The sequence below is a fragment of the Lebetimonas sp. JS032 genome, assembly GCF_000523315.1.
GTDB lineage: Bacteria > Campylobacterota > Campylobacteria > Campylobacterales > Nautiliaceae > Lebetimonas.
Window position 1 is genome coordinate 1 of sequence record NZ_ATHS01000001.1, and the last position, 22,127, is coordinate 22,127.

Genomic DNA, 22,127 nt, shown 5'->3' on the forward strand with positions numbered 1-22,127 from the left:
ATAAGAAACTCTTTAAAATTTGTCTCTTACAAAGACAGAAAAGAAATTGCAAAGGATTTAAAATCAGTATATCAAGCTGATACTGAGGATTTAGCCATTCAAAATCTTGAATATTTCAATGAAAAATGGGGCAAAAGATACCCTCATATTTATGATTTATGGAAAAGAAACTGGGATGAGCTTGCTACTTTTTTTAAGTATCCAAAAGAACTTAGAAAGCTTATTTATACAACAAATCCAATTGAATCTTTAAATTCTATCATAAAAATCAAAACAGAATTTAAAGGCTCATTCCCTTCAAAAGAAGCAGCTTTTAAAGTCCTTTTTACTTCAACACAGGAGGAAAATGGAAAAACAGTAGGATTAGAAACTGGTCGGAAATTTATCCTCAACTTGTGATATATTTCCAAGATATTTTAGTAAAATACCTTCAAAGTTTTAGTCTTTGGTTTTTATTTACACAGTTAATTTGGCTTAAAAACTCCGCTTTTAAATATACCTGCCCAATTCCATCAACCCTGCATGACACATGGCCCGGCACATCACACATTCTTATGTTTTTTACAACAGTTCCTCTTTTTATAGTTTTTCCAGCACCTTTAACATCCAAATCTTTTATAACCGTTACATTGTCACCGGCTTTTAATTCATTTCCGTTTGCATCTAATATTTTTTCTTCTTTTTTGTTTGCAATTGCCATTTCTTCATCTGTTAAATAAATCATATCAGTTAAATCGCTTCTGCCAAGTGCACTTAAAATTTTGTAGCTTAGTATTTTTACTGCAGGAACTTCACTCCACATGGCTGTATTTAAACAGTTCCAGTGGCTTTCATTAAACTTACCTGATTCAATTTGATTTTTACATGTTTCGCAAAGTAGGGCATATCCGTCATTATTATCACTTTTAAAGACTTCGTATATTGATAAATTATTATCACTTTCACATAATTCGCATTTATTGTTAGCTCTATTAAAGATTTCTTTTTCGTTCATTTATTTCCTTTTTTAAATGAAAGTATAGCAAATTAGAACTAAATTAAATTATTAAACATAATTAAATTTAAAATTATTGTTACTACTAAAGTAAATAGAGTAAAAACATTATTAAAAAGCGTATTTTTATATTCTCCCATTATTTTTTTATTATTAGAAAGCATTAAAATTATTATAAGTAAAATTGGCAATAAAACACCGTCTAAAACCTGTGAATAATAAAGGGCATCAACTACTGATAAAGGTGAAATAACAATAATATCTCCAAAAAGCATAGCACCTAAAAATACAATATAAAATCCTTTTGCGTCACTTACTTTGTAATCCATTCCTTCACGCCATCTGAAAGCATCTGCCACGGCATAAGCAGTAGAACCTGCTAAAACCGGAATGGCAAGAAGTCCTGAGACAATTATACCAATAGAAAATAGGGCAAAAGCATATTTCCCGGCTACCGGTTTTAAAGCTTCAGCTATACTTTGAATTGTATCTATATTGTTATGGCCAAAAAGCATTACTACTCCGCTAATTATCATTGCATACGATAAAAGATTAGAATATATCATTCCAATAATTGTATCTATTGTAGCACTTTTTGCTTGAACGACTGTTTTATGTTCTTCTTTTTCTTCTGCAGCTTGCCAAAATAATAAATAAGGGGAAATTGTAGTTCCTAAAAGCCCAAGTGCTGCTATAATCCAAGCTGTTTTCATTTCAATATGAGGAATAAAAGTATTTAAAAGAACTTCTTTAATGTTTGGATGGGCAATAATAGCATTTATAATATAAACCGATAATATTAAAGTAAAACCAATAAGAACTTTTTTAATAGTTTTATATGAATGATAGATTACAAGATATCCAATAAATGCTGTTATTGGAATAAGAAAATAAAGTTGATTTTTACCCGTGATAATACTCAAAATAGCAGCTAATGCTTCTAAATCTGCTCCTATTGTTAAAATATTAGCAACAGCTAATATCGAAATCATAAATATTGTAACTTTTTTATTATAAAACGCATTTGTAAGTTCAGGTAAACTTTTACCCGTTACAAGAGCAATTCTTACAATTGTATTTTGAACACCAATCATCATAGGAGTTGATAATAAAAGTAGCCATAGCTGAGAAAATCCGGTAGTAGCTCCTACCATCGTATAAGTTACAATTCCCGCAGGATCATCACCTGCGCCTCCTGTAATAATACCAGGGCCTAATTCTTTTATTTTTTCACGATTTTTTGTTATATCTGATTTAATTTTTTCTTTAAAATTTTCAAATTTAGACATATATGTATTTCCTAAATTTTAATTTTTATAAGAATATTAACATAGTTTTGTATATTTGTTTTGTATATTTTAAATTATAATAATAAAAAATTTAGAATAATTAAATATTTGTAGTTTTTATGTGCTTTTATAGAAATAAAAATTTAATTTATTATTTAGTTAACATAATGTATATTCTCTTAAAAATTATTTTACAGCTTAATAAACCTCTGTGCATCTTTAAATGCACTGTTATCATCAGTGTTATTAAAATAAACAAAAGATTCATCTAAAAGTTTTAATTTAATACTTTTTAAAATATCATCAGGATAAGAGCCTACATATTTTCCGCTAAATCCGTGAAATCTTACATAATTAAAATCAGCAGTATACTCAAAAATAAAATCCTGATTAAAATCGTGCCAAACCAAACAAATATTAGCGTTCTTCATAATTTCATATACTTCATCGTTATACCAGGTTTTATTTCTGCATTCTATTGCATATTTTAAATTTTTATCCAAAGCATTTACAAAATTTAACAAAAGTTCTTTTTTATATTTTAAGCTCGGAGGAAGCTGAAAGAGAATCACCCCTAATTTATTTTCCAAAACAGAAACAACATCTAAAAACCCTTTTAATTTATCCGTATTTTTTAATCTTGATGTATGGGTTATTGTTTTATTTGCTTTAATCGAAATTTTAAAATCATTTTTTATTTTATATTTCCAGTTTTTTATTGTTGTAGTTTTAGGAAACCTGTAAAAAGTTGAATTAAGTTCAAGTGAATTAAAAAACTGTTTATAATAATCAAACCATTTAGAAGTTGGAAGCTCAGGGGGATAAAAATCCCCCTGCCAGTTACGGTAAAAATAACCGCTTGTTCCTGTATATACCATTACTTAACCATTATATGTACCAAATGCGGATAAAAAATCAGTATCAAAAGGGCAATAACCTGAAAAATAATAAAAGGAATTACACCTATATATAAATCCTTTGTCTGAATTTTATCCCCGGCTGCCCCTTTCAAATAAAACAGGCTGAATCCGAAAGGCGGTGTTAAAAAGGATGTCTGTAAGTTGACAGCTATAAGCAGTGCAAACCAAAGAGGGTCTATTCCAAACTGTTGAACAATAGGAATTAAGATAGGAATAACAATAAATGTAATTTCAACAAAATCTACAAAAAATCCTAAAATAAAAATAACCAGCATTGTAATTGCGACAAATATATCCGGATTTGAAATGTCCTGGGTAAAAAACTGTGTAATTAAATCCCCTGCCCCGCTTTCGTTAAATACCAATGAAAATGCCCTTGCGCCGATTAATATCATAAATACCATAGCGGTGGTTTTTACTGTTTCAACGCTTGAATATCTCAAAAGTTGCCAATTAAATGTTTTATATACAATTGCCAAAATAATTGAACCAAGAGCACCTATTGCCGCTGATTCCGTAGGTGTTGCAAAACCTGCAAATATGCTTCCCAATACTAAAATAATCAAAATAGAAGGGGCGATTAATGATTTTAGAGCATTAATTATTACTTTTGAATATTTTTCGTCTGTCTCAATGGCCGGAGCAATTTCAGGTTTTATAAAAGCCAGAATTAAAACATATATAATATAAAGTCCGACTATAATTAATCCCGGAATTACGGCCGCTTTAAATAAATCACCCACACTTATCTGCATAACCGCCCCTAAAATAATTAAAACAATGCTTGGAGGAATAATCTGACCAAGAGTACCGCTTGCCGCAATTACACCGCTTGCAAGACGTGGAGAATATCCGTGTCTAATCATTAAAGGAAGTGATATAACCGTCATCATCACGACGCTTGCACCTACAATTCCCGTAGATGCGGCTAAAATTGCACCGACCACGACAATTGCTATTGCAAGCCCTCCCCTTACGGGTCCAAATAATTTTCCAATTGATTCAAGCATATTTTCGGCAATTTTGCTTTTTTCCAAAATAAATCCCATAAAAATAAACAAAGGAACGGCCATAAGTGTAAAATTCTGCATAACACCGTATATTCTATAAGGCAAAAGTCCAAAAACGTCAAGTCCTATGTTTGGATCGATAAATGCAACAAAAATCGCACTTGCGCCAAAAGCAAAAGCAACTGGAATACCGAGCATTAATAAAACAAATGCCGCTGCAAAAAGAATTATACCTGTCATTTTACACCTTTTAATTTATAATATGCTTTTCTAAGTTCGGCTACACATTGTATTATTACCACTAAAAAAGCCCATATTATCGCCGATTTAATAATCCATCTGCAGCAAAGCCCGCCCGGGTCACCTGATTGTTCATGCATAGAATAACTCATTTGAACAAAAGGAATAGCTTCAATCACTATTAAAGTAGATAGGGGGATTACAAAAAAAATAATTGTAATTATTTGAATTACCGCCTTAATTTTTATCGGAAACTTGTCATAAAATATATCTACCCTTACGTGCTTATCTCTAGCTAAAGTATAAGCTATGGAAAAAAGAAATGTTATATCAAACAGATGCCATTCAAGCTCCTGCATAGCAATGCTTCCGCCATGCCACAATTTCCTTGCAATTACATCATAACTTACGATTAGAGCCATCGCTATAAGAGCAATTATAGAAATAATCATAAAAAATTTGCTTAAATTTTCAGCCATTAAATCAATTTTGGGAACAAAAGAAAGAATAATTACAGCTGTTGCTACACCGATAATACTTAAATCGATGTGATTACTTAAATTTAATAAAAAATCCATTTTTTTCCTTTAACTTTTAACTTTTCATTTTTAACTTTTAACTTTTATAGGTATTCGGGCAAATCATTGCTAAAAAGAATTAAATCCCCCGTTTTTGTAACATCAGCCAATATTTTTTCAAGATTATTTTTATCTTTAAGAATTATTTTTTTTATTGTTAAATTTTCACAAAGCGTTTTTCTGTTAGCTTCTCCCGTAATAATTGCAATATCAAAAACCTGATTAATTTTTTTTGCAATTTTTTCATTCATCTCTTTTGTGCCCTCTATAATTCCGGGGGTCACAATAATTTTTCTGCCTTTAAATTCTTTTACCAAATCATATGAGCTCAACATTCCTTCGATATTACCGTTAAAACTGTCATCAATAATAATTTTTCCACTTACTTCTATTTTTTGAAGTCTGTGGGGTACGCTTTCTAATTTTAGCACTTTGTTTTTTATTTTTTCAATATTTTTTATAAAATCCAATGCACAAAAAACAGCAAGTGTTACATTTACGGCATTGAATTCACCTAAAATTTGTGATTTAAAATGATGAAGTTCTCCGTTTATTTCAATATCCCATTCTATTCCATTTAGAGAGGATTTCACATTTTTAATTTTATTTTTTATTACGATTACTTTTTTATTGTTTACTTCTTCGTACGAAAAACCTTTTTTTAATTTTGGGGATTCAAATATTTCAAGTTTTGTTTTTTTAATATTTTCCATTGTTTTAAAATATTCTATATGCTGAGGCCCTATTTTTCCAAGAATCGAATATTCATTTTCCAAAAATGTCACTATCTCTTTAATATCTCCTTTTTCCCTTGCCCCGGCTTCAGCTATATAAATTCCCGTATTTTCAGGCAGATCTCTGTTTATATCTAAAACAATACCTTTTATTGTATTTACACTTCTCGGAGTTTTATAAGTTTTATAATCATTTTTTAATAACTGATATAAAAAATTTTTTATTGAAGTTTTTCCGTAACTCGCAGTTATTGTAATAATTGCCGGATTTATTTTATTTAATTTTTCTTTTGCCTTTCTTTTGTATGCTAAAAAAAGAATATATTCAATCAATTCAGAAAACATTACACTTAATATTAAAACACACAAAACACCGATACCCGGATTTATTTTAAGTTTATATATAAAAAGCAGATTTATTGTTTCAAGCAGCCCTAAAATTAAAAAAAATCTTTTTGCCCTTTTTGTAACATTTAAACCTTTGGTTCTTCTGGTCCATAAAAATACTGCGGGAATTAAACCGAAAAAAAGATATATCCAAAAAAATTTATAAGCTGCAATATAAGTAACAACAGGAACAATAAAATATATCAAATGCCAAAGAGGTTTATGAAAATGAAATATAATTCTTTTAACTTTATAGTTATACCATTGAAGCGTGGTAATTAAATAAAATCCCAAAACATAAGCAGTTATAAAATTAACAATCAATTCAAACATAGATTTCCTTAATATCTGATTTCAAAATCACTAAATTTAATTTCAGGTATTTCCTGATATTCGATATTCTCTACAATAGAATAAGGAGAGCCTTCCTTTAATATTTCTAAAAATTCTTTTAAACTTTTCTCATTTTCAATATTTGCAACTGCTTCAACCATTCCGTCAGGAAGATTTTTCACATATCCTTTAAATCCTCTCTTTCTTGCCCTCTCACTTACAAATTTTCTATACCAGACACCCTGAACCCTGCCTGAAATTAAAAATTTATAAGTCATTTATTTTCCTTTTGCCATTTGTATTTTGTTAATATACTGATAATCAATTATTATTTTTTCTTCCAAAGTTACACTTTTTGCAAGCATTTCCAATTTGTTTTCAAAATTGTCAAACAGATAATTAGCCATACTTCCGGGAATTGGATTTATTTCATTTAAATATATAATTCCGTCTTTCTCAAAAAAGTCACATCTAATCAGTGCGTTTTTAAAGGTGCTGTTGTAAATTTTTGTAAATTTTTCTTTTATTTTTATTTCAAAGTTTTGTTCAATATTACTTAACATAATATTTTTTCTACTGAAATCTAAATATTTTTTTTCAAAATCAAGATATTCTTTTTTTTCAACTTTTTCTATTTTTGAGAATATAAATTCTTCATCTGACAAAAAACCGGCAAGATTATATTCATTAATCCCTTCTATAAACGGCTCTGCTATAATTAAATCATCAAATTCCCTTGCAACATCGAACGCATAATCAAGTTCATTCTGATTTTTTGCAACGCCGACCCCTATGCTGCTGCCAAGTCTTGCCGGTTTTACAATTACAGGAAAATTAAACTTTGTCTTTGGCGAATTTATTATTTCATATTCAATTACTTCGACACCTATTTCTTTAGCATAAGCTTTAGTTAAAACTTTGTTATAACTTATTGCACTTGCCTCAATATTCGGAGATATGGCTTTTATACCAAAGAATTCAAGCATTGCCGGTATTTTCCCGTCTTCACCGTCTCGCCCGTGTACAAGATTAATCACAATATCAAAACTCAATTTTTCTTCTTTTTTCAAAAATCCTTTTTTGTAAAAAAATCCGCCCTTTTTTATTTCCAATTTTTGTGATTTTTTATATTCACCGCTTGCAAAAAACTTACTTTTCATATTTTCTTTTTCTATTAAGTAAAAATCTCTTGTCTGATCTATAAAAACGAATTTTAGATTATTGTTTTTTATTTTCTCTTTCAGTGTTATTGCACTTACAATTGAAATTTCATGTTCAAAACTCTGCCCTCCGAATATAATAAGAAAAGTCATTTATTTTACTCCTTTGCTAAGTCTTTTAAGTCCTTCTTTAATCATTTCTTCCACGCTGCCGCCTTCTATCCCGTTAAGTGCTTTTAAAATATCTTTTTTATTAAAGCCCAAATTTTCAAGGGCTGTTAAAGCCTGATTAAAAACGGGATTTACATTTTCTATTTCAAATTCGCTCATTTCCATTAATATTCTTTTAGCACTCTTAGGGCCTATTCCAGGGACTTTTTTAAGTGCTTCGATATTTTTGGTTGAAATTATATCCATAAAAGTTTCGGGAGTGTAGGTTGAGCAGATTGCAAGAGCTACTTTTGGGCCGACTCCGTTTAATTTTATAAGCCGCTCAAAAAGTTTTTTTTCATTTTTATCTGAAAACCCATATAAGCTGTATTCGTTTTCTTTGATAATTTCAGTAATATAATATATTCCGTCTGATGCATTTGAAAAAGTCAGCATACTGACATTCAGTTCATAAATTACCCCGTTTACTTCCAAAAAAATTTTACCGCCCTCTTTTTCAAAAATCCTGCCCTTAAGAGCCGCTATCATTATTTTCCTTTATTTTTATTTTTACTATTTTTTTTATATTTCCAAAATCTTTAAGTTTAAATCCGCAAACTCCTTCGTTGCCTTTAGTGTCATATGTCAGTTTTATCGGGGGTTCTACAAAATCAAATTCTATTCTGTTATAAGGTGTCCACGGGCTTAAAGAAATAATTTTTGCATATATTATGGCATTTTGTAATTTATCGATTGTTTCTTCCATCTCTTTTATTTCCTGTTTTAATCCCTCGATTTTTTCTTTTAATTCAACCGTTTTTTGTTTAAAAGAATTAAATTCTTTTAATTTTTTTATTATAGCGGGTGAAGTTTTTATACCTTTTGTTTTATTTTGTAAGTATAATTTTTTCAGTTCATCAACAGAACTTTTATTTTCTTTCAAAACCCTTAATCTTTTATTATATACTTCTATATTTATTCTTAAATCCCTTTTTATTTCTTCCAGTTTTTTTTGTAATTTGTCTGTATCAATGTTTTCACCCAATACCTCGGCAGGAGAAATAATTAATTTATTTTCACTTCCTTTTAAAGTATGTATTTTAATCTCTTCCAATGCATAACATTTTAAATGGGAACCCAAAATTTCTATTTCTACTTTTTTAGCAAAAATTTCCCCTCCCACCACCTGGGAAATTACCGCCTTATTGGCTCTTACTATTCCGTTTTCAAGCCTTGTTATTTTTATTTCATCTGCTTCAACATATCCTTTATGAATATTTATTTCACCTTTTTGGGTATAAATTTTACTCTTTTGATGAGTCTGCCCCATTATTTTTAAATCTTTACATTTAATCAATGCGGAATTTCCGACGTTTCCCCTTACAATTAATGTTGTTGTTTCAACCGTGGTGTTGTCCCCTATGGCCTCTTTGAGCGCATCAGATTCTTTTACGTCAATTTTAATATCACTTTCTTTGGCACCTGTAACATCACCTGTTTTTATATTAATCTGTTTTATCTCCATTTCATCTTTTATTATGAACACTCCGGAATCATTATACAAATATCCGTTTTTTAATGCTATAAAAACTATTTTTTCATTATCTTCCTCTTTTTTTATTGTTTTTTGATCATATCCAATACTCGGAATTTCAAAATCTTTAACTTTTTCGGCCAAAATTATTTTTCCCCTGCAGTTTCTGCCGTTTTTACCAGGTTTGGGTTTTTTTATCTCTATTAAAACCTCTCCTTCTTTTACTGGATAAATAAGCTCTTTTTTTACAGCAGTTTCATTCTTTTTATAATGATAAACCACTTCTCCCTGAACAGTGGGAATTTCATCTATCCCTTTACATAACAATATTTCTTCTTCACTTTCCAAAGAACCTATTATCCTTAATTTTGCAACTATTTTTTCAACCGATTCATCCATTTTTTCATCAAACAAATCTATTAATAAAGAGTTTTTTATTTTTTTCTTGTTAAGTTCTTCTCTAAATTTTTCAAACAGAATGTCACTGTATACAATAAGTGATTTTGGCGAAAGAATAAATTTTGCTTCGGTAAATTTTTCATTTATTTCCATTTTCCCTGTTAATTCAAAGTCACTTACTTCATATTTTATTATTTTTATCTCATACACCTGCTTTATCTCGTTTTTTTCATTTCTCAAAAAGTTTTCGTTTTTAAGTAACATTTTTGAATTTTCATCAATTTCTATAAACTCATGGTCGTTTTCTGTTTTTATAAAAGTTTTAACTTCCATTACTTCAAAATCAAGATTTGAAAGAGGAATATTGTATTTGGAGGAAATTTTGGCAAGAGTGTCATTAACATTTTCAGTTCTTACAACCAGAGGCAGGGCTTGTATCTCTTTTTTTTCCACGTTTTCTTTTTTAAAAAAATCAAACAGACCCACATTAAACCTTTTTTGATATAATACCGCTTATGATTAAAGCAATAATTATAAATTTTTTAGGTATTTTCAATTCGAGAATTCTCGGATTTATCAGGGATTTGCTGAGTGCCTCTATACTCGGGGCAAATATGTATTCCGATATCTTTTTTGTCGCTTTCAAATTTCCCAACCTTTTTAGAAGAATTTTTGCCGAAGGAGCCTTCAGCCAAAGTTTTCTGCCGACATTTGCAAAAACTAAAAACAAAGCACGGTTTGCATATGTAATTTTTATCAAGTTTTTTATAATTATACTTATTTTAAGCCTGTTTGTAACTATTTTCAGAGATTTTGTCACCGATATTTTAGCATACGGTTTTAGCAATGAGGCAAAAAAAATAGCTTCCCCTCTTATTGCCGTTAATTTTTGGTATTTGGATTTTATATTTGTAGTAACTTTTCTTGCGAGTTTACTTCAATATAAAAATCATTTTGCGGTTAGTGCTTTTTCAACCGCTCTTCTTAATATTTCGTTGATAGCGGCTTTAATCATTTCAAAAAATCTGCCTAAAAAAGAGATTATCTGGTATTTAAGTTTCGGAGTTTTAATAGGAGGATTTGCCCAGTTAATAGCTCATTTGATAATGGCCAAAAAGAAAAAAATTTTAAGACTGCTTCTTATCGGATGTAAAAGAGAGGAAAAAATTGACATAAGTGAATTCAAAAGACATTTTTTACCTTCTGTATTTGGAAATTCCACCGCACATATTTCAGCATTTTTGGATACATGGCTTGCCACTTTTTTAGTATCCGGAAGTATAAGTTATTTATATTATGCAAACAGACTTTTTCAGCTTCCTTTTGCTCTGTTTGTTATTGCAACTTCAACTGTGTTTTTCCCAAAAATCACTAAACTTTTACATAGTAAAAAAGAGGATAAAGCAATTGCGATGATGAAAAAAATTTTTTGGATTTTACTTTATTTGTTGGTATTGGCAACTGTTGTGGGGATAATGGATTCAAAAGAAATAATAAAAGTCTTGTTTGAAAGAGGTGCATTTACCCATACTGACACTATAATGACGGCAAATGTTTTAATTATGTATTTAATTGGGCTTATTCCTTATGGTATTGGCAAACTGTTTTCAAGCTACATGTATGCAATACATAAACATTTAAAAGCAGCCAAAATATCAGCAGTTGCTTTAGGGGGAAATATAATTTTTTCAATTATTTCAATATTTTCCACTTAAAGTTTACGGCTTAGCTCTTGCAAGTTCATTATCCGGGTTTATTATGCTTTATTTATACATAAAAGAGTTTTCATTTAAACTTTTTTTTAAGTTTTTTGAAAAAAAGTATTTGCTTTATTTGATATTATGCATAATTGCAAGTATAATTACTGCTATAATTTTTAAATAAACTCTTTTGTTAATTTAAGGAGTAAAATGAAAATATTTGATTCGCATATAAAAGATAAAATAGAATTTAAACCGATTAAAGATAATGAAGTCAGAATTTATGTGTGCGGTCCTACCGTATATGATGACGCTCACCTTGGACATGCAAGAAGTTCCATCAGTTTTGACTTACTAAGAAGGACTCTTTTAGCACTTGGATACAAAGTAACTTTTGTAAAAAATTTTACTGATATTGACGATAAAATCATAAATAAAATGAAAGCCACTTCTAAGAGTTTAAAAGAATTAACCGAATATTACATAAATTCTTATTTGAGAGACATGGATGAGCTTAATATACTAAGAGCGGATATAGAGCCAAAAGCGACCGAAACACTTGAAGAAATGTTTGATTTGATTGAAAAGCTTGTAAAAAACGGATGTACCTATACACTTCCTAACGGGGATATATATTTTGATACATCCAAAGACCCCCAATACTGTTCTCTTTCGAACAAATGCCAGGACAGTGAAGAAAATATTCAAAGAATAAAAACCGAAGGCAAAAAAAACCCAAGAGATTTTGCCCTGTGGAAAGCATGCAAAGGAGAAGATGATGTCTGTTTTGATTCTCCTTTCGGTAAAGGAAGACCCGGATGGCATTTGGAATGCTCCGCTATGATTAAAAAACATATTGCTTATCCTGAGGGTGAATATCAGATTGATTTACACGGAGGGGGAGCGGATCTGTTTTTTCCCCATCATGAAAACGAAGAAGCGCAGAGCTGGTGCGCATACAATCAGCATTTGGCAAAATACTGGATGCACAACGGTTTTGTAACAATTAACGGTGAAAAAATGAGCAAATCTCTTGGAAACAGTTTCTTTGTAAAAGACGCCCTAAAGCATTATCCCGGGGAAGTTTTAAGATTTTATTTGATGAGTACTCACTACAGGGCACCTCTTAATTTCTCTGAAGAGGATTTAATTGCCAGCAAAAAAAGACTGGATAAATTATACAGACTTAAAAAAAGGGTTTACGCAATAGTTAAAAAACAAAAAGATGAAGAGTTTGAAAAAAATCTGCTTCTTGCAATGGAGGACGATTTAAATATTTCAAAAGCCCTGGCTGCTATAGACGAATTTGTTAAGCTCTCAAATGAAAAACTGGATAAAAATCCAAAAGATAAAACATTAAAACAAAAAATTATAAGCAATATTGATTTTATTGATAAACTCCTCGGTGTCGGCGGAAGCGATGCTTATAAATATTTTCAAAGTGGCATAGATGAAAATTTAAAAACAAAAATTGAAGAATTAATTCAAAAAAGGGAATCTGCCAGAAAAAACAGAGATTTTACCCTTGCCGATAAAATAAGAGATCAACTAAATAAATTGGATATTCAAATCCAGGATACTCCAAACGGAACTGTCTGGGAAAAAAATTAACAATGGAGAATGGATAATGGAAAATGGAAAATTATTTGATATGATAAAGCCTTTAATTTATAGAACCGACCCGGAATTTGCACATGATGCAGTTGAGGCAATTTTCAAAACTGCAAGACGCTGCCCTCTTTTTTTTAATCCTTTAACAAAAAGAAATTTTATTGATAACCCTGTATTAAATCAAAAAATATGGGATTTGGAATTTAAAAACCCCGTAGGTGTTGCGGCGGGATTTGACAAAAATGCAACTATGGTTTCAGCCTGGCCCGCACTTGGTTTCGGATGGGGAGAAATCGGAGCCGTAACACCTCTGTCGCAGCCTGGCAATGAAAAACCCCGTTCATGGAGGCATGTCGAACATGAGGCGGTTCAAAACGCTTTCGGATTTAACAACGAAGGAGTTGAAGTTATAAAAAAAAGACTCTCAAAGATATATCCTTTTATTTTACCGATAGCGGCAAATATAGGCAAAAATAAAACCACACCTGAAGATAAGGCGATAGAGGATTATAAAATTTTGGTAAAAGAACTTAAAGATGTAGTCGATTTTTTTGTAATCAATATTTCATCTCCAAACACACCAAATTTAAGAAACTTATTAAACGAAGAATTTATAAATAATATTTTTAATGAATTAAAACCGCTTACTAAAAAACCGATTCTTATTAAATTTTCTCCGGATATGGAAGATGCTGATATTGTAAATCTGGCAAACACAAGTGTAGAAGCCGGGGCTGATGGTATAATTGCCACAAACACCACAATAAATTACGATATTATAAATTCCCCTATAAAAAGAGGTGGAATTTCTGGAAAACCGCTGGCAAAAAGAAGTTTTGAGGTTTTAAGAATTATTGCAAACGAAGTTTTTGGAAAAGTACCTATTATCAGTGTGGGAGGCATAGACAGCGCCGAGGAGGCATATAAAAGAATAAGAATGGGGGCAAGTCTTCTTCAGATTTATACGGCAATAATTTACAAAGGCCCCGGAATTGTAAGGGAAATAAATAAAGGATTGATTGAACTTTTGAAAAAAGACGGGTTCAATCATATTTCTGAAGCAACAGGTATAGATATTCCAAAAAAAATTAAAGGATAAAAATGCTTCCAAAATTTTATTCTCATAAATTAAAAAACGATTTGGAAATTATAGCAATACCTTGCAACAAAGGAAGTAATGTAATTACAAGCAATATATTTTATAAAGTCGGAAGCAGAAACGAAGTTTTGGGAAAAACGGGAATAGCCCATATGTTGGAACATATGAATTTTAAATCAAGCAAAAATTTAAAAGAAGGCGAATTTGATAAAATTGTAAAATCCATAGGAGGTGTAGATAACGCTTCGACAGGTTTTGATTATACACATTATTATATTAAAACGTCTTCAAATTATCTTGACAAAACATTTTTCCTTTTCAGTGAAGTCATGCAAAATTTGAATTTAAATGATGATGAATTTCAAAGAGAAAGAAAAGTTGTTTATGAAGAAAGACTCTGGAGGGTCGATAATAATCCGGTGGGATATCTTTATTTCAGACTTTTTAACAATGCATTTGTTTATCATCCGTATCACTGGACACCTATCGGTTTTAAAGAAGATATATTAAGCTGGACAATAGACGATATAAGAGATTTTCATTCAACATATTACCAGCCTAAAAACGCTGTTTTACTTGTTGCGGGAGACATTACACCAAAAAGCGTATTTAAAGAAGCGCAAAAATATTTTTCAAAAATAGAAAATACAAAAGAAATTCCAAGTTTTCATTATAAAGAACCGGAACTTGACGGAGACAAATTTATTGAAATAAAAAGACAAACCGAAGTAAATATCGTAGCCCTTGCTTTTCATATACCTGAATTTAATCATAAAGACCAGATAATTTTAAGTGCATATTCAGAAATATTAAGCGGGGGGAAAAGTGCTGTTTTAAAAGAAAAACTTCAATATAAAAAAGAATTGGTCAGTGAAATATATGCATATAATATGGAGCTGATTGATAAAGGCATATTTTTAACCCTGGCTGTCTGTAACCCTGGGGTTAATCCTCAAAAGGTCGTTAAAGAAATTAAAAAAATTTTATTAAATACAAAACCGACTAAAAAACTCTTAAACAAAATAAAAAACGCCACAAAACTCGATTTTATAACATCTATGGAAAGCAGCGGCGGAATTAGTAATATATTTGGAGATTATTTTGCAAAAGGGGACATCAATCCTCTTCTTAATTATGAAGAAAATATATCCAAATTAAATATTAAAGATTTCGAAGAAATAAAAAAATATTTTGAAAAAGGGGTTAGTGTTATTTTACATTCTTAATTATCAATATATTTATCAACTATAACTCTATTTTTCCCACTCTTTTTTGCCATATACATTAATTTATCTGCTTTTTCTATTAAATTTTTTACAGGCACTCTATTTTTTAATTTTACAAAAAGGCCTCCAATGCTAATTGTTACGTTTATTGTAAAATTTTCAAAATTAATTTCTTTAGAAGCTACAGCTTCTCTAATTTCTTCCAATTTATTTTTTAAAGTATTGATATCTTTTATTGCGGAAAAAACAATAACAAATTCTTCTCCTCCATATCTGAATAAATAATCTGAAAGTCTTATTTTGTTTTTAACAGTATTTGCAACATTTTTTAATACTTCATCACCAGCTAAATGGCCATAAGTATCATTTACTTTTTTAAAATTATCAATATCAATAAAAGCTATTGCAAAGGGTTTTTGTGATACAATAGAGACATCTTCGATACCTAAAATTAAATTTTCCAAACTTGCTCTTGTTAACGTTTTTGTAAGAGGGTCTAATTTTAATTTTTTAATTTCCATTGCAGTTATATTTGTTATCAAAAAAGATAAAAACATTAAAGAATTTTTTATAAATTCGTTATATTTTTCAATTAATAACAAATAATTTTCTTCCTCTTTTAAAACAACTATTTGTTCAATTATTTCATTTAAATCATTTAAAAGTTTTAAAATTTTTTCTTTTTTATATTTTTTATCAATTGTTTCTATTCTGTTTTCAATATTTGCCAAAAAAACTTTTTCCTGGAATTTATTATCACTGTCAGTTAAATAGTTTAAAAAGTTTTCAGTCAAATTTAAAAAATAATTTACATATTTAAAAAGTTCCCTATCACTGTTTTTTAATGTATTTAAAATATAATCACTAAACAAAATTTTTTCTCTGTCAATATAATCTTGCAAATAACTAAGTGCCGAATAATTCCTAAGTAAATTAAAAAAATTGTTTGTTTGTATAAAAAGTTTTTCAATATCACAAAAATCAAATTTATCTCTATTTTTAAAAATATTTTTTAAAAAAGAAAGCTCCAAAAAATTTACATTTTCTAAATATGTATAATAATCTATTCCAAAACGGTCCAGTTTTTTTACGAATGTTTTTATTCTATCTTTTATTTCTTCATTTTTTTCATTTAAAAAAAACTCAAAATTTATTTCTAAATTATTTTTATATTCCTCTATCAAAAGCAAAAAATCTTTATTATTAAAAAATCTTTTAGTGTAATAGTCACTTTTTAATTTTTCAATTAAATTATCATAAGCTTTTTCTAATAATTGATTAAAATAAATTTTTAGATTGTTCTTATCCATATCAGTACTTATAAATAGCTGTTTAACAAAGCACTTCCAACTCTTATCATATTACTGCCCTCTTCTATTGCTATTTCAAAATCACTACTCATTCCCATTGAGCATATTTTTGCTCCGTATGGTTTTAACTGTTCAAATATATTATAAGTCAGTTTAAAACTTTTTCTAATCTCTTTTTTATCATCACTGTGTGCACCTATTGTCATAACACCTTTAAGGTCAATATTTTTTAAATTTTCTTTTATTTTTAAATATGTTTCAATTGCTTTTTCAGGTTCTAATCCGTGTTTTGTGGGTTCACCCGATGAATTAATTTCAAGCAGACACTTAACAGGTTTTTTAGTCCTTTTATCAATAGCCTCTGCCAGGTCATAAGAATTAACTGATTGAATCATAAAAGGGTCAAGTGAGAGTAGTTTGTTTATTTTGTTTTTCTGCAAATTACCTATAAAATGCCATTCAATCGGATAATTCTCAAGGGCTTTTACTTTTTTTTCCATATCCTGAACCCTGTTTTCGCCAAACGCCCTCTGACCTTCGTTATAAAGTTTGAGAAGAGGTTCTAAATTATCGGTATATTTTGTAACGGCAACAATCTGAACGATTAAATGCTCGCTTCTTTTAAGTCTCGCGGCTTCAACTTTTTGTATCAATTCATCCAATGTCATTTTTTTCTCCTTAATGAATTATTCTCATTATATCATTAAATATTCCAATTATCATAAGAGCGCCTAAAACAGCCCAGCCTCCTATTGTGAGTTTTATCATAATTTCTTCGCTTATTTCTTTTTTAAACAAGGCCTCATATAAATTGAACATAATATGACCACCGTCAAGTGCCGGAATAGGCAGCAAATTTAAAACTCCCAGATTCACACTCAAAAGCGCCGTTAAAAACAGAAGGGGAATTATTCCCATATTTGCAACTTTAGCCGTCACATCCACTATTCCTATCGGTCCGCTTATTGTATTTAACCCTATCGCACCGGTTATCAGTTTTTCAATACTTTTGAAAATAAGCCCTGCATCATTTAAAAATTTTTGCCATGCAACAACAGGGGCTTTTATTATAGAATAATGAATTTTTATAATTTTCCCGCTGGGGGAGATTCCTATAATTTTTCTTTTTACAGGTTCGTTAAAAATATTTTTAGTAAAAATTATTTTGGGCTGAATAGTTAACATAATAATTTTACTATTTCTTTTTACTTCCAAATTAACTTTATCACTGTTTTGTATCAACACCGGAATTTCATCCCACGATTTTATTTTTACCCCGTTTACTTCAATAATTTTATCACCTTTTTTCAATACATAAAAAGCCGGTGTGTCTTTCATTACATTTCCAACCACAGGTGCAAGTTTTGGCCATCCTGCAACTGCAACAGACAAATAAATCAAATAAGCAAGCAGAAAATTAAACCCAGGCCCGCCCAAAAGAATTAAAATTCTCTGCCATGGATTTTTAGAAGTGTATGAATCCGGATCATTTGATTTCAAAGCCGGATTTGAATCATCCTGACCTTTCATCTGAACATAACCGCCCAAAGGAACAGCACTTAAACACCAGTTGGTTTCCCCTATTTTTTTACAAATCAGTTTTTTCCCAAATCCTATGGAAAAAACTTCAACTTTTACACCTACTAATTTTGCCATTAAAAAATGACCAAATTCATGAAAAAATATTAAAAAAGATAATATAAGTAAAGCACTAATCATTTTGATTCTTTATATATGCTAAAACATAATCCATTCCGCTGTATAATGTTAATATGACGGCAATCCAAAGCAATAAATTCGCAAAAGGCCAGTTCATAATTAAAAAGCCTATTGCAATCATTTGAAAAACTGTTTTTATTTTTCCAGCAAAACTTGCTTTTACACTCATCCCTTCTTCAACCATAGCAATTCTAAGACCTGTAATAAAAAATTCTCTAAGAAGTATTAAATATATTGCCCAGGAATTTGCCCTGTGTAAAAACAACAAGCCTAAAAAAGCACCCAAAACAAGCATTTTATCGGCAAGAGGGTCTAATATTTCACCAAGTTTGCTGACCGCATTAAAATTTCTTGCAATAAAACCGTCAAAAAAATCGGTTATGGAAGCGACAACAAACAAAAGAGCTGCAAAATAATCAAACCAGCTTGAATCAATTTCACTGAATAAATTTCTGTTTACTAAAAAGAAATACATTAAAAGAGCTAAAAAAACTCTTGAAAAAGCCAGTAAATTCGGGATATGTTTAAATTTTTTTTCCCATCTCAGATTTTTTTGAAAATTTATATTATCTTCCGTAATCAACCTATTTTCCCTCCAAACGTTGTGCCTCCGTCAACAATAACGGTTTCTCCTGTTATCCAGCTTGCCTCATCACTGCATAAGAAATAGACAATTCCGGCCAAATCTTCGGGTGTTCCCATTCTGTTAAGAGGACTTCTTATTTCTACCGCTTTTTTTACCTCTTCATAATTCGGAAATGCCCTAAGAGCATCTGTATCAATCGGTCCGCCGCTAACGGCATTTACTCTTATGCCCCATTCTCCAAGCTCTGCGGCAGCGTATTTTACCATGGTTTCAACCGCCGCTTTGCTCGAACCGTGTCCTGCATAATTGGGGGTATAAACCAAATTTCCGGTTGAACTGAGAGTTATTATACTCCCCCCTCTTTCTTTCATTCTTTTTGCCGCTTCCTGGGCACCGACCACAAAAGCGTTAACAGTTGCAGTAAAAATATTACAAATTCCTTTTGGCTTTAATCTCATAAAAGGTCCGAAACCTCCGACAACCGCCCTTCCGCTGATAATCGCATTTGATACAAAGAAATCCACTCTATCAAAATCTTCATCAATTTCTTTAAATAAATCCTTATATGTCTCAGGTTCAAGTATATTTAATTTATATGCTTTAGCTTTAATTTTATATTTTTCACTCCACTCATTCGCTAAATTCTCTGCAATTTCTTTATTTGAATTGTATGTAAAAGCTATATTTATATTTTCTTTAGCAAACCTTTCGGCAATAGCTTTTCCTATACCCCTTGTTCCTCCACTAATTACTAAAGTTTTTTTATTCAAATCATCTCCTTAACATAATATTTTTACTATAAATACTTTTTAATTACTTCTTTAATTTTTGCCTGTGATTCTTTAGAAGGTGATGTTAAAGGCAGTCTGTATTCAAGAGATGGAATAAGCCCTGCTTCATACATTGCAAATTTTATAGGAATTGGATTACTTTCAATAAATAAAACCTTGTTAAGTTCGTAAAGTTCCTCATTTATTTCTCTGGATTTTTCATATTCATCTTTTAAGGCAAGATGGATAAGTTTTGAAATTTTATCAGGAAGCAAATTTGATGTTACAGATATGCATCCGCTTCCCCCTGTTGCCATAATGGGATAATTTATTGCATCTTCCCCGCTTATTACGCTTATACCTGATTTCGTTTTCAAGGCCACTACATTTTCAATTTTTCCAGTTGCCTCTTTAATTGCCACAATGTTTTCAACATCATTAAACAGTTTTACAGCCGTGTCAACTTCGATATTAGAGCAGGTTCTGCCCGGAACATTATATAAAATCACAGGAATAGAAATACTGTTTGCCAGTTCTTTATAATGCTCATAAAGACCTTTTTGGGTAGGCTTGTTATAATAAGGGGCTACACTCAAAATTGCATCAGCTCCTTTACTTTCAGCAAATTTAGCTAAATCTATCGCTTCATGAGTGGAATTGCTTCCCGCCCCTGCTATTACTTTTGCCCTACCTTTACACACTTCAACCGCTATTTCAATACATCTTTTGTGTTCATCATGTGTTAAAGTGGCACTCTCCCCTGTGGTACCCACAGGTACAACACAGTCTATTCCGTTAACTATCTGCCTTTCAATCAGTTTTGCATAAGTTTCTTCATCAACTTTTCCGTTTTTTAACGGAGTGATTAAAGCAGTCATTGCGCCTTGCATTTTATTCCTTTTTTTTGCAATTATATCAAACTTTATCAATGACTAAATGGTAAAATATATAAGAATAACTACAAAGCTAAAAATATAACAGCTTCAGAGCTTCATTTTGCTAATGCACCGCTCAAATTTTGCTAAAAATTGCAAACGCAAGCGCCCTGACGGGTTGAGTGCAATTTTTTAAACGCAAAATTTTGCTAAATTCCGCTACGCTGTCATATTTTTATTTTTTCGTTATTTAGTCAGTGCCCAAACTTTATTCATATCTTAATGTTTCAAGCACATCGGTTTTACTGGCCTTAAGCGCAGGATAAAATGATGCAAAAAGGACAATTACAAAAGCTCCAAAAATAATCAAATTAAAATCTGTAAAACTGAGATTAATCGGTAATTTACTGACCCCGTAAACATCTGCCGGAAGTTTGATTATATCAAATGTCTTCAAAACCCAAATACCAACTCCTCCTACCAAAGCCCCGCTTATTATACCTATAAGCCCTACAATAAGTCCAAGTCTTAAAAAAACAGCTTTAATCTCTTTTTTTCCGGCACCCAGACTCATCATTAAAGCAATTTCTTTTCTTTTACTCATAATCATCATAAGAAGTGAACTGATAATATTAAGTGAAGCCACAATAATTATAAGCATTAACACTAAAAACAAAGCTCTTTTTTCCATTTTTAAAGCTGCAAAAAAATTCCCATTTTGTTGCCACCAACCTATTATACCGATTCCGGGAGGCAAGATTTTTTTTATTTTCTCTATATCCTTAAAAGGGTTTGGAGAATAAATATGAATGCCACTGTAAAAATTCTGATGTAATATTCTTTTAAGACCTTCTATATTCATATAAGCAATTCCTTTGTCATATGCCACAAGGCCGCTGTTAAAATAAGATATTACTTTAACTTTTTTTATAATCGGAGATATTCCAAAACCCATAGGAGTTATTTTTGAAAAAATCATTATAATTTTTTCACCTTTACTTATACCAAGGTCAGAAAAAAGCCTTTTTCCAAGTACTACATCAAAAAGTCCTGTTTTATCAATTCCATTTATAGCATTTTTAAAAATATAATTAATATTTGCTTCTTTTTTAAAATCCACACCATAAAGAAGCACCCCGTTTAAATTGCTACCGTTTTGAACAACTGCCGATGTTTCGATATATGGGGAATATTTAAACTCAGGAAAGTGTTTTTTTAAAAGTTTTAATGTTGAATCATCAACATTCACTAATGATGAATAAACGGTTATGGGATAATTCATAACTTTCAGTTTTTTTTCAAACTCCCTGTCCATTCCGTTCATAATCCCCATAGCTATCATTAAAGTCGCAACACCTGTTAAAATCCCAAGAAAAGCTAAAATAAAACTTATATATATAAAAGGATGCTTTTTATCAAATCTTAAATATCTTTTAATTATAAAATTAACAAATTTTTTATTCACTTTCTCTCACCACTCACTACTCACCACTCACTACTCAC

Annotated in this window: 22 protein-coding genes; 5 read left to right on the forward strand and 17 right to left on the reverse strand. The window is 30.3% G+C overall.

The window, feature by feature from the left end; all coding sequences use genetic code 11:
• Positions 1-399 (forward strand): IS256 family transposase (locus DZ65_RS0100005; protein ID WP_024791087.1); only part of this gene is annotated, 399 nt, incomplete at its 5' end.
• Between the two features lie 31 nt (positions 400-430).
• Here the strand turns inward: DZ65_RS0100005 and DZ65_RS0100010 are convergent.
• The 10 genes from DZ65_RS0100010 to DZ65_RS0100055 all read right to left on the reverse strand — a co-directional run bounded on the left by DZ65_RS0100010 (position 431) and on the right by DZ65_RS0100055 (position 10,214).
• Positions 431-994 carry an alkylphosphonate utilization protein gene (locus tag DZ65_RS0100010; RefSeq protein WP_024791088.1) on the reverse strand — a complete coding sequence of 188 codons (564 nt, stop codon included), beginning with the start codon at positions 992-994 and terminating at the stop codon, positions 431-433.
• Between the two features lie 38 nt (positions 995-1,032).
• Positions 1,033-2,283 carry an Nramp family divalent metal transporter gene (locus DZ65_RS0100015; RefSeq protein ID WP_024791089.1) on the reverse strand — a complete coding sequence of 417 codons (1,251 nt, stop codon included), beginning with the start codon at positions 2,281-2,283 and terminating at the stop codon, positions 1,033-1,035.
• 191 nt (positions 2,284-2,474) lie between these two features.
• The gene (locus DZ65_RS09605) at positions 2,475-3,161 is read right to left on the reverse strand and encodes a DUF72 domain-containing protein (RefSeq protein ID WP_035906968.1); all 687 of its coding nucleotides are present in this window, start codon (positions 3,159-3,161) and stop codon (positions 2,475-2,477) included.
• Positions 3,161-4,453: a TRAP transporter large permease subunit gene (locus DZ65_RS0100025; protein ID WP_024786670.1), complete on the reverse strand. Its 1,293-nt coding sequence runs from the start codon at positions 4,451-4,453 to the stop codon at positions 3,161-3,163. Before DZ65_RS0100025 ends, DZ65_RS09605 begins: the two co-directional genes overlap by 1 nt.
• Positions 4,450-5,031, reverse strand: coding sequence for a TRAP transporter small permease subunit (locus tag DZ65_RS0100030; RefSeq protein WP_024786671.1), 582 nt, complete (start codon positions 5,029-5,031; stop codon positions 4,450-4,452). Before DZ65_RS0100030 ends, DZ65_RS0100025 begins: the two co-directional genes overlap by 4 nt.
• Before the next feature lie 44 nt (positions 5,032-5,075).
• Positions 5,076-6,485 carry a UDP-N-acetylmuramoyl-tripeptide--D-alanyl-D-alanine ligase gene (locus DZ65_RS0100035; RefSeq protein WP_024790453.1) on the reverse strand — a complete coding sequence of 470 codons (1,410 nt, stop codon included), beginning with the start codon at positions 6,483-6,485 and terminating at the stop codon, positions 5,076-5,078.
• 8 nt (positions 6,486-6,493) lie between these two features.
• Positions 6,494-6,763: an acylphosphatase gene (locus DZ65_RS0100040; RefSeq protein WP_024786672.1), complete on the reverse strand. Its 270-nt coding sequence runs from the start codon at positions 6,761-6,763 to the stop codon at positions 6,494-6,496.
• On the reverse strand, positions 6,764-7,798 hold the full coding sequence (locus DZ65_RS0100045; protein WP_024790454.1) for a D-alanine--D-alanine ligase: 1,035 nt from the start codon (positions 7,796-7,798) through the stop codon (positions 6,764-6,766). It lies immediately after the preceding gene.
• Positions 7,799-8,344 carry a Holliday junction branch migration protein RuvA gene (gene ruvA / locus DZ65_RS0100050; protein ID WP_024786674.1) on the reverse strand — a complete coding sequence of 182 codons (546 nt, stop codon included), beginning with the start codon at positions 8,342-8,344 and terminating at the stop codon, positions 7,799-7,801. It abuts the gene before it with no gap.
• Positions 8,328-10,214 carry a flagellar assembly protein A gene (locus DZ65_RS0100055; RefSeq protein WP_024791090.1) on the reverse strand — a complete coding sequence of 629 codons (1,887 nt, stop codon included), beginning with the start codon at positions 10,212-10,214 and terminating at the stop codon, positions 8,328-8,330. Before DZ65_RS0100055 ends, ruvA begins: the two co-directional genes overlap by 17 nt.
• Positions 10,215-10,243: 29 nt before the next feature.
• Here DZ65_RS0100055 and murJ point away from each other — a divergent pair, with 29 nt between their 5' ends.
• The 4 genes from murJ (at position 10,244) to DZ65_RS0100075 (ending at position 15,364) form a co-directional block, all read left to right on the forward strand.
• Positions 10,244-11,443: a murein biosynthesis integral membrane protein MurJ gene (murJ, locus tag DZ65_RS09610; RefSeq protein WP_236617323.1), complete on the forward strand. Its 1,200-nt coding sequence runs from the start codon at positions 10,244-10,246 to the stop codon at positions 11,441-11,443.
• A 195-nt stretch (positions 11,444-11,638) separates the two neighbouring features.
• Positions 11,639-13,039, forward strand: a complete 1,401-nt coding sequence (gene cysS / locus DZ65_RS0100065) for a cysteine--tRNA ligase (RefSeq protein WP_024791091.1) — start codon at positions 11,639-11,641, stop codon at positions 13,037-13,039.
• Between the two features lie 16 nt (positions 13,040-13,055).
• Positions 13,056-14,138, forward strand: coding sequence for a quinone-dependent dihydroorotate dehydrogenase (locus DZ65_RS0100070; protein WP_024791092.1), 1,083 nt, complete (start codon positions 13,056-13,058; stop codon positions 14,136-14,138).
• 2 nt (positions 14,139-14,140) lie between these two features.
• Positions 14,141-15,364, forward strand: a complete 1,224-nt coding sequence (locus DZ65_RS0100075) for a pitrilysin family protein (protein ID WP_024790457.1) — start codon at positions 14,141-14,143, stop codon at positions 15,362-15,364.
• Here DZ65_RS0100075 and DZ65_RS0100080 read toward each other — a convergent pair.
• The 7 genes from DZ65_RS0100080 to DZ65_RS0100110 form a co-directional block, all read right to left on the reverse strand.
• Positions 15,361-16,674 (reverse strand): GGDEF domain-containing protein, encoded by a 1,314-nt coding sequence (locus DZ65_RS0100080; RefSeq protein WP_024786680.1) that lies wholly within the window; start codon positions 16,672-16,674, stop codon positions 15,361-15,363. The genes DZ65_RS0100075 and DZ65_RS0100080 overlap by 4 nt on opposite strands.
• Positions 16,675-16,682: 8 nt before the next feature.
• Positions 16,683-17,342 carry a YggS family pyridoxal phosphate-dependent enzyme gene (locus DZ65_RS0100085; RefSeq protein ID WP_035907970.1) on the reverse strand — a complete coding sequence of 220 codons (660 nt, stop codon included), beginning with the start codon at positions 17,340-17,342 and terminating at the stop codon, positions 16,683-16,685.
• Between the two features lie 10 nt (positions 17,343-17,352).
• Positions 17,353-18,393 carry an RIP metalloprotease RseP gene (rseP, locus tag DZ65_RS0100090; protein ID WP_035907972.1) on the reverse strand — a complete coding sequence of 347 codons (1,041 nt, stop codon included), beginning with the start codon at positions 18,391-18,393 and terminating at the stop codon, positions 17,353-17,355.
• The gene (gene pgsA, locus DZ65_RS0100095; RefSeq protein ID WP_024786683.1) at positions 18,386-18,976 is read right to left on the reverse strand and encodes a CDP-diacylglycerol--glycerol-3-phosphate 3-phosphatidyltransferase; all 591 of its coding nucleotides are present in this window, start codon (positions 18,974-18,976) and stop codon (positions 18,386-18,388) included. The genes rseP and pgsA overlap by 8 nt, the downstream gene beginning before the upstream one ends.
• Positions 18,973-19,749 carry an enoyl-ACP reductase gene (locus DZ65_RS0100100; RefSeq protein WP_024786684.1) on the reverse strand — a complete coding sequence of 259 codons (777 nt, stop codon included), beginning with the start codon at positions 19,747-19,749 and terminating at the stop codon, positions 18,973-18,975. The genes pgsA and DZ65_RS0100100 overlap by 4 nt, the downstream gene beginning before the upstream one ends.
• Positions 19,750-19,775: 26 nt before the next feature.
• On the reverse strand, positions 19,776-20,639 hold the full coding sequence (dapA, locus tag DZ65_RS0100105; protein ID WP_024786685.1) for a 4-hydroxy-tetrahydrodipicolinate synthase: 864 nt from the start codon (positions 20,637-20,639) through the stop codon (positions 19,776-19,778).
• Positions 20,640-20,892: 253 nt separating this feature from the next.
• The gene (locus DZ65_RS0100110) at positions 20,893-22,089 is read right to left on the reverse strand and encodes an ABC transporter permease (RefSeq protein WP_024786686.1); all 1,197 of its coding nucleotides are present in this window, start codon (positions 22,087-22,089) and stop codon (positions 20,893-20,895) included.
• Between the last annotated feature and the right edge of the window lie 38 nt (positions 22,090-22,127).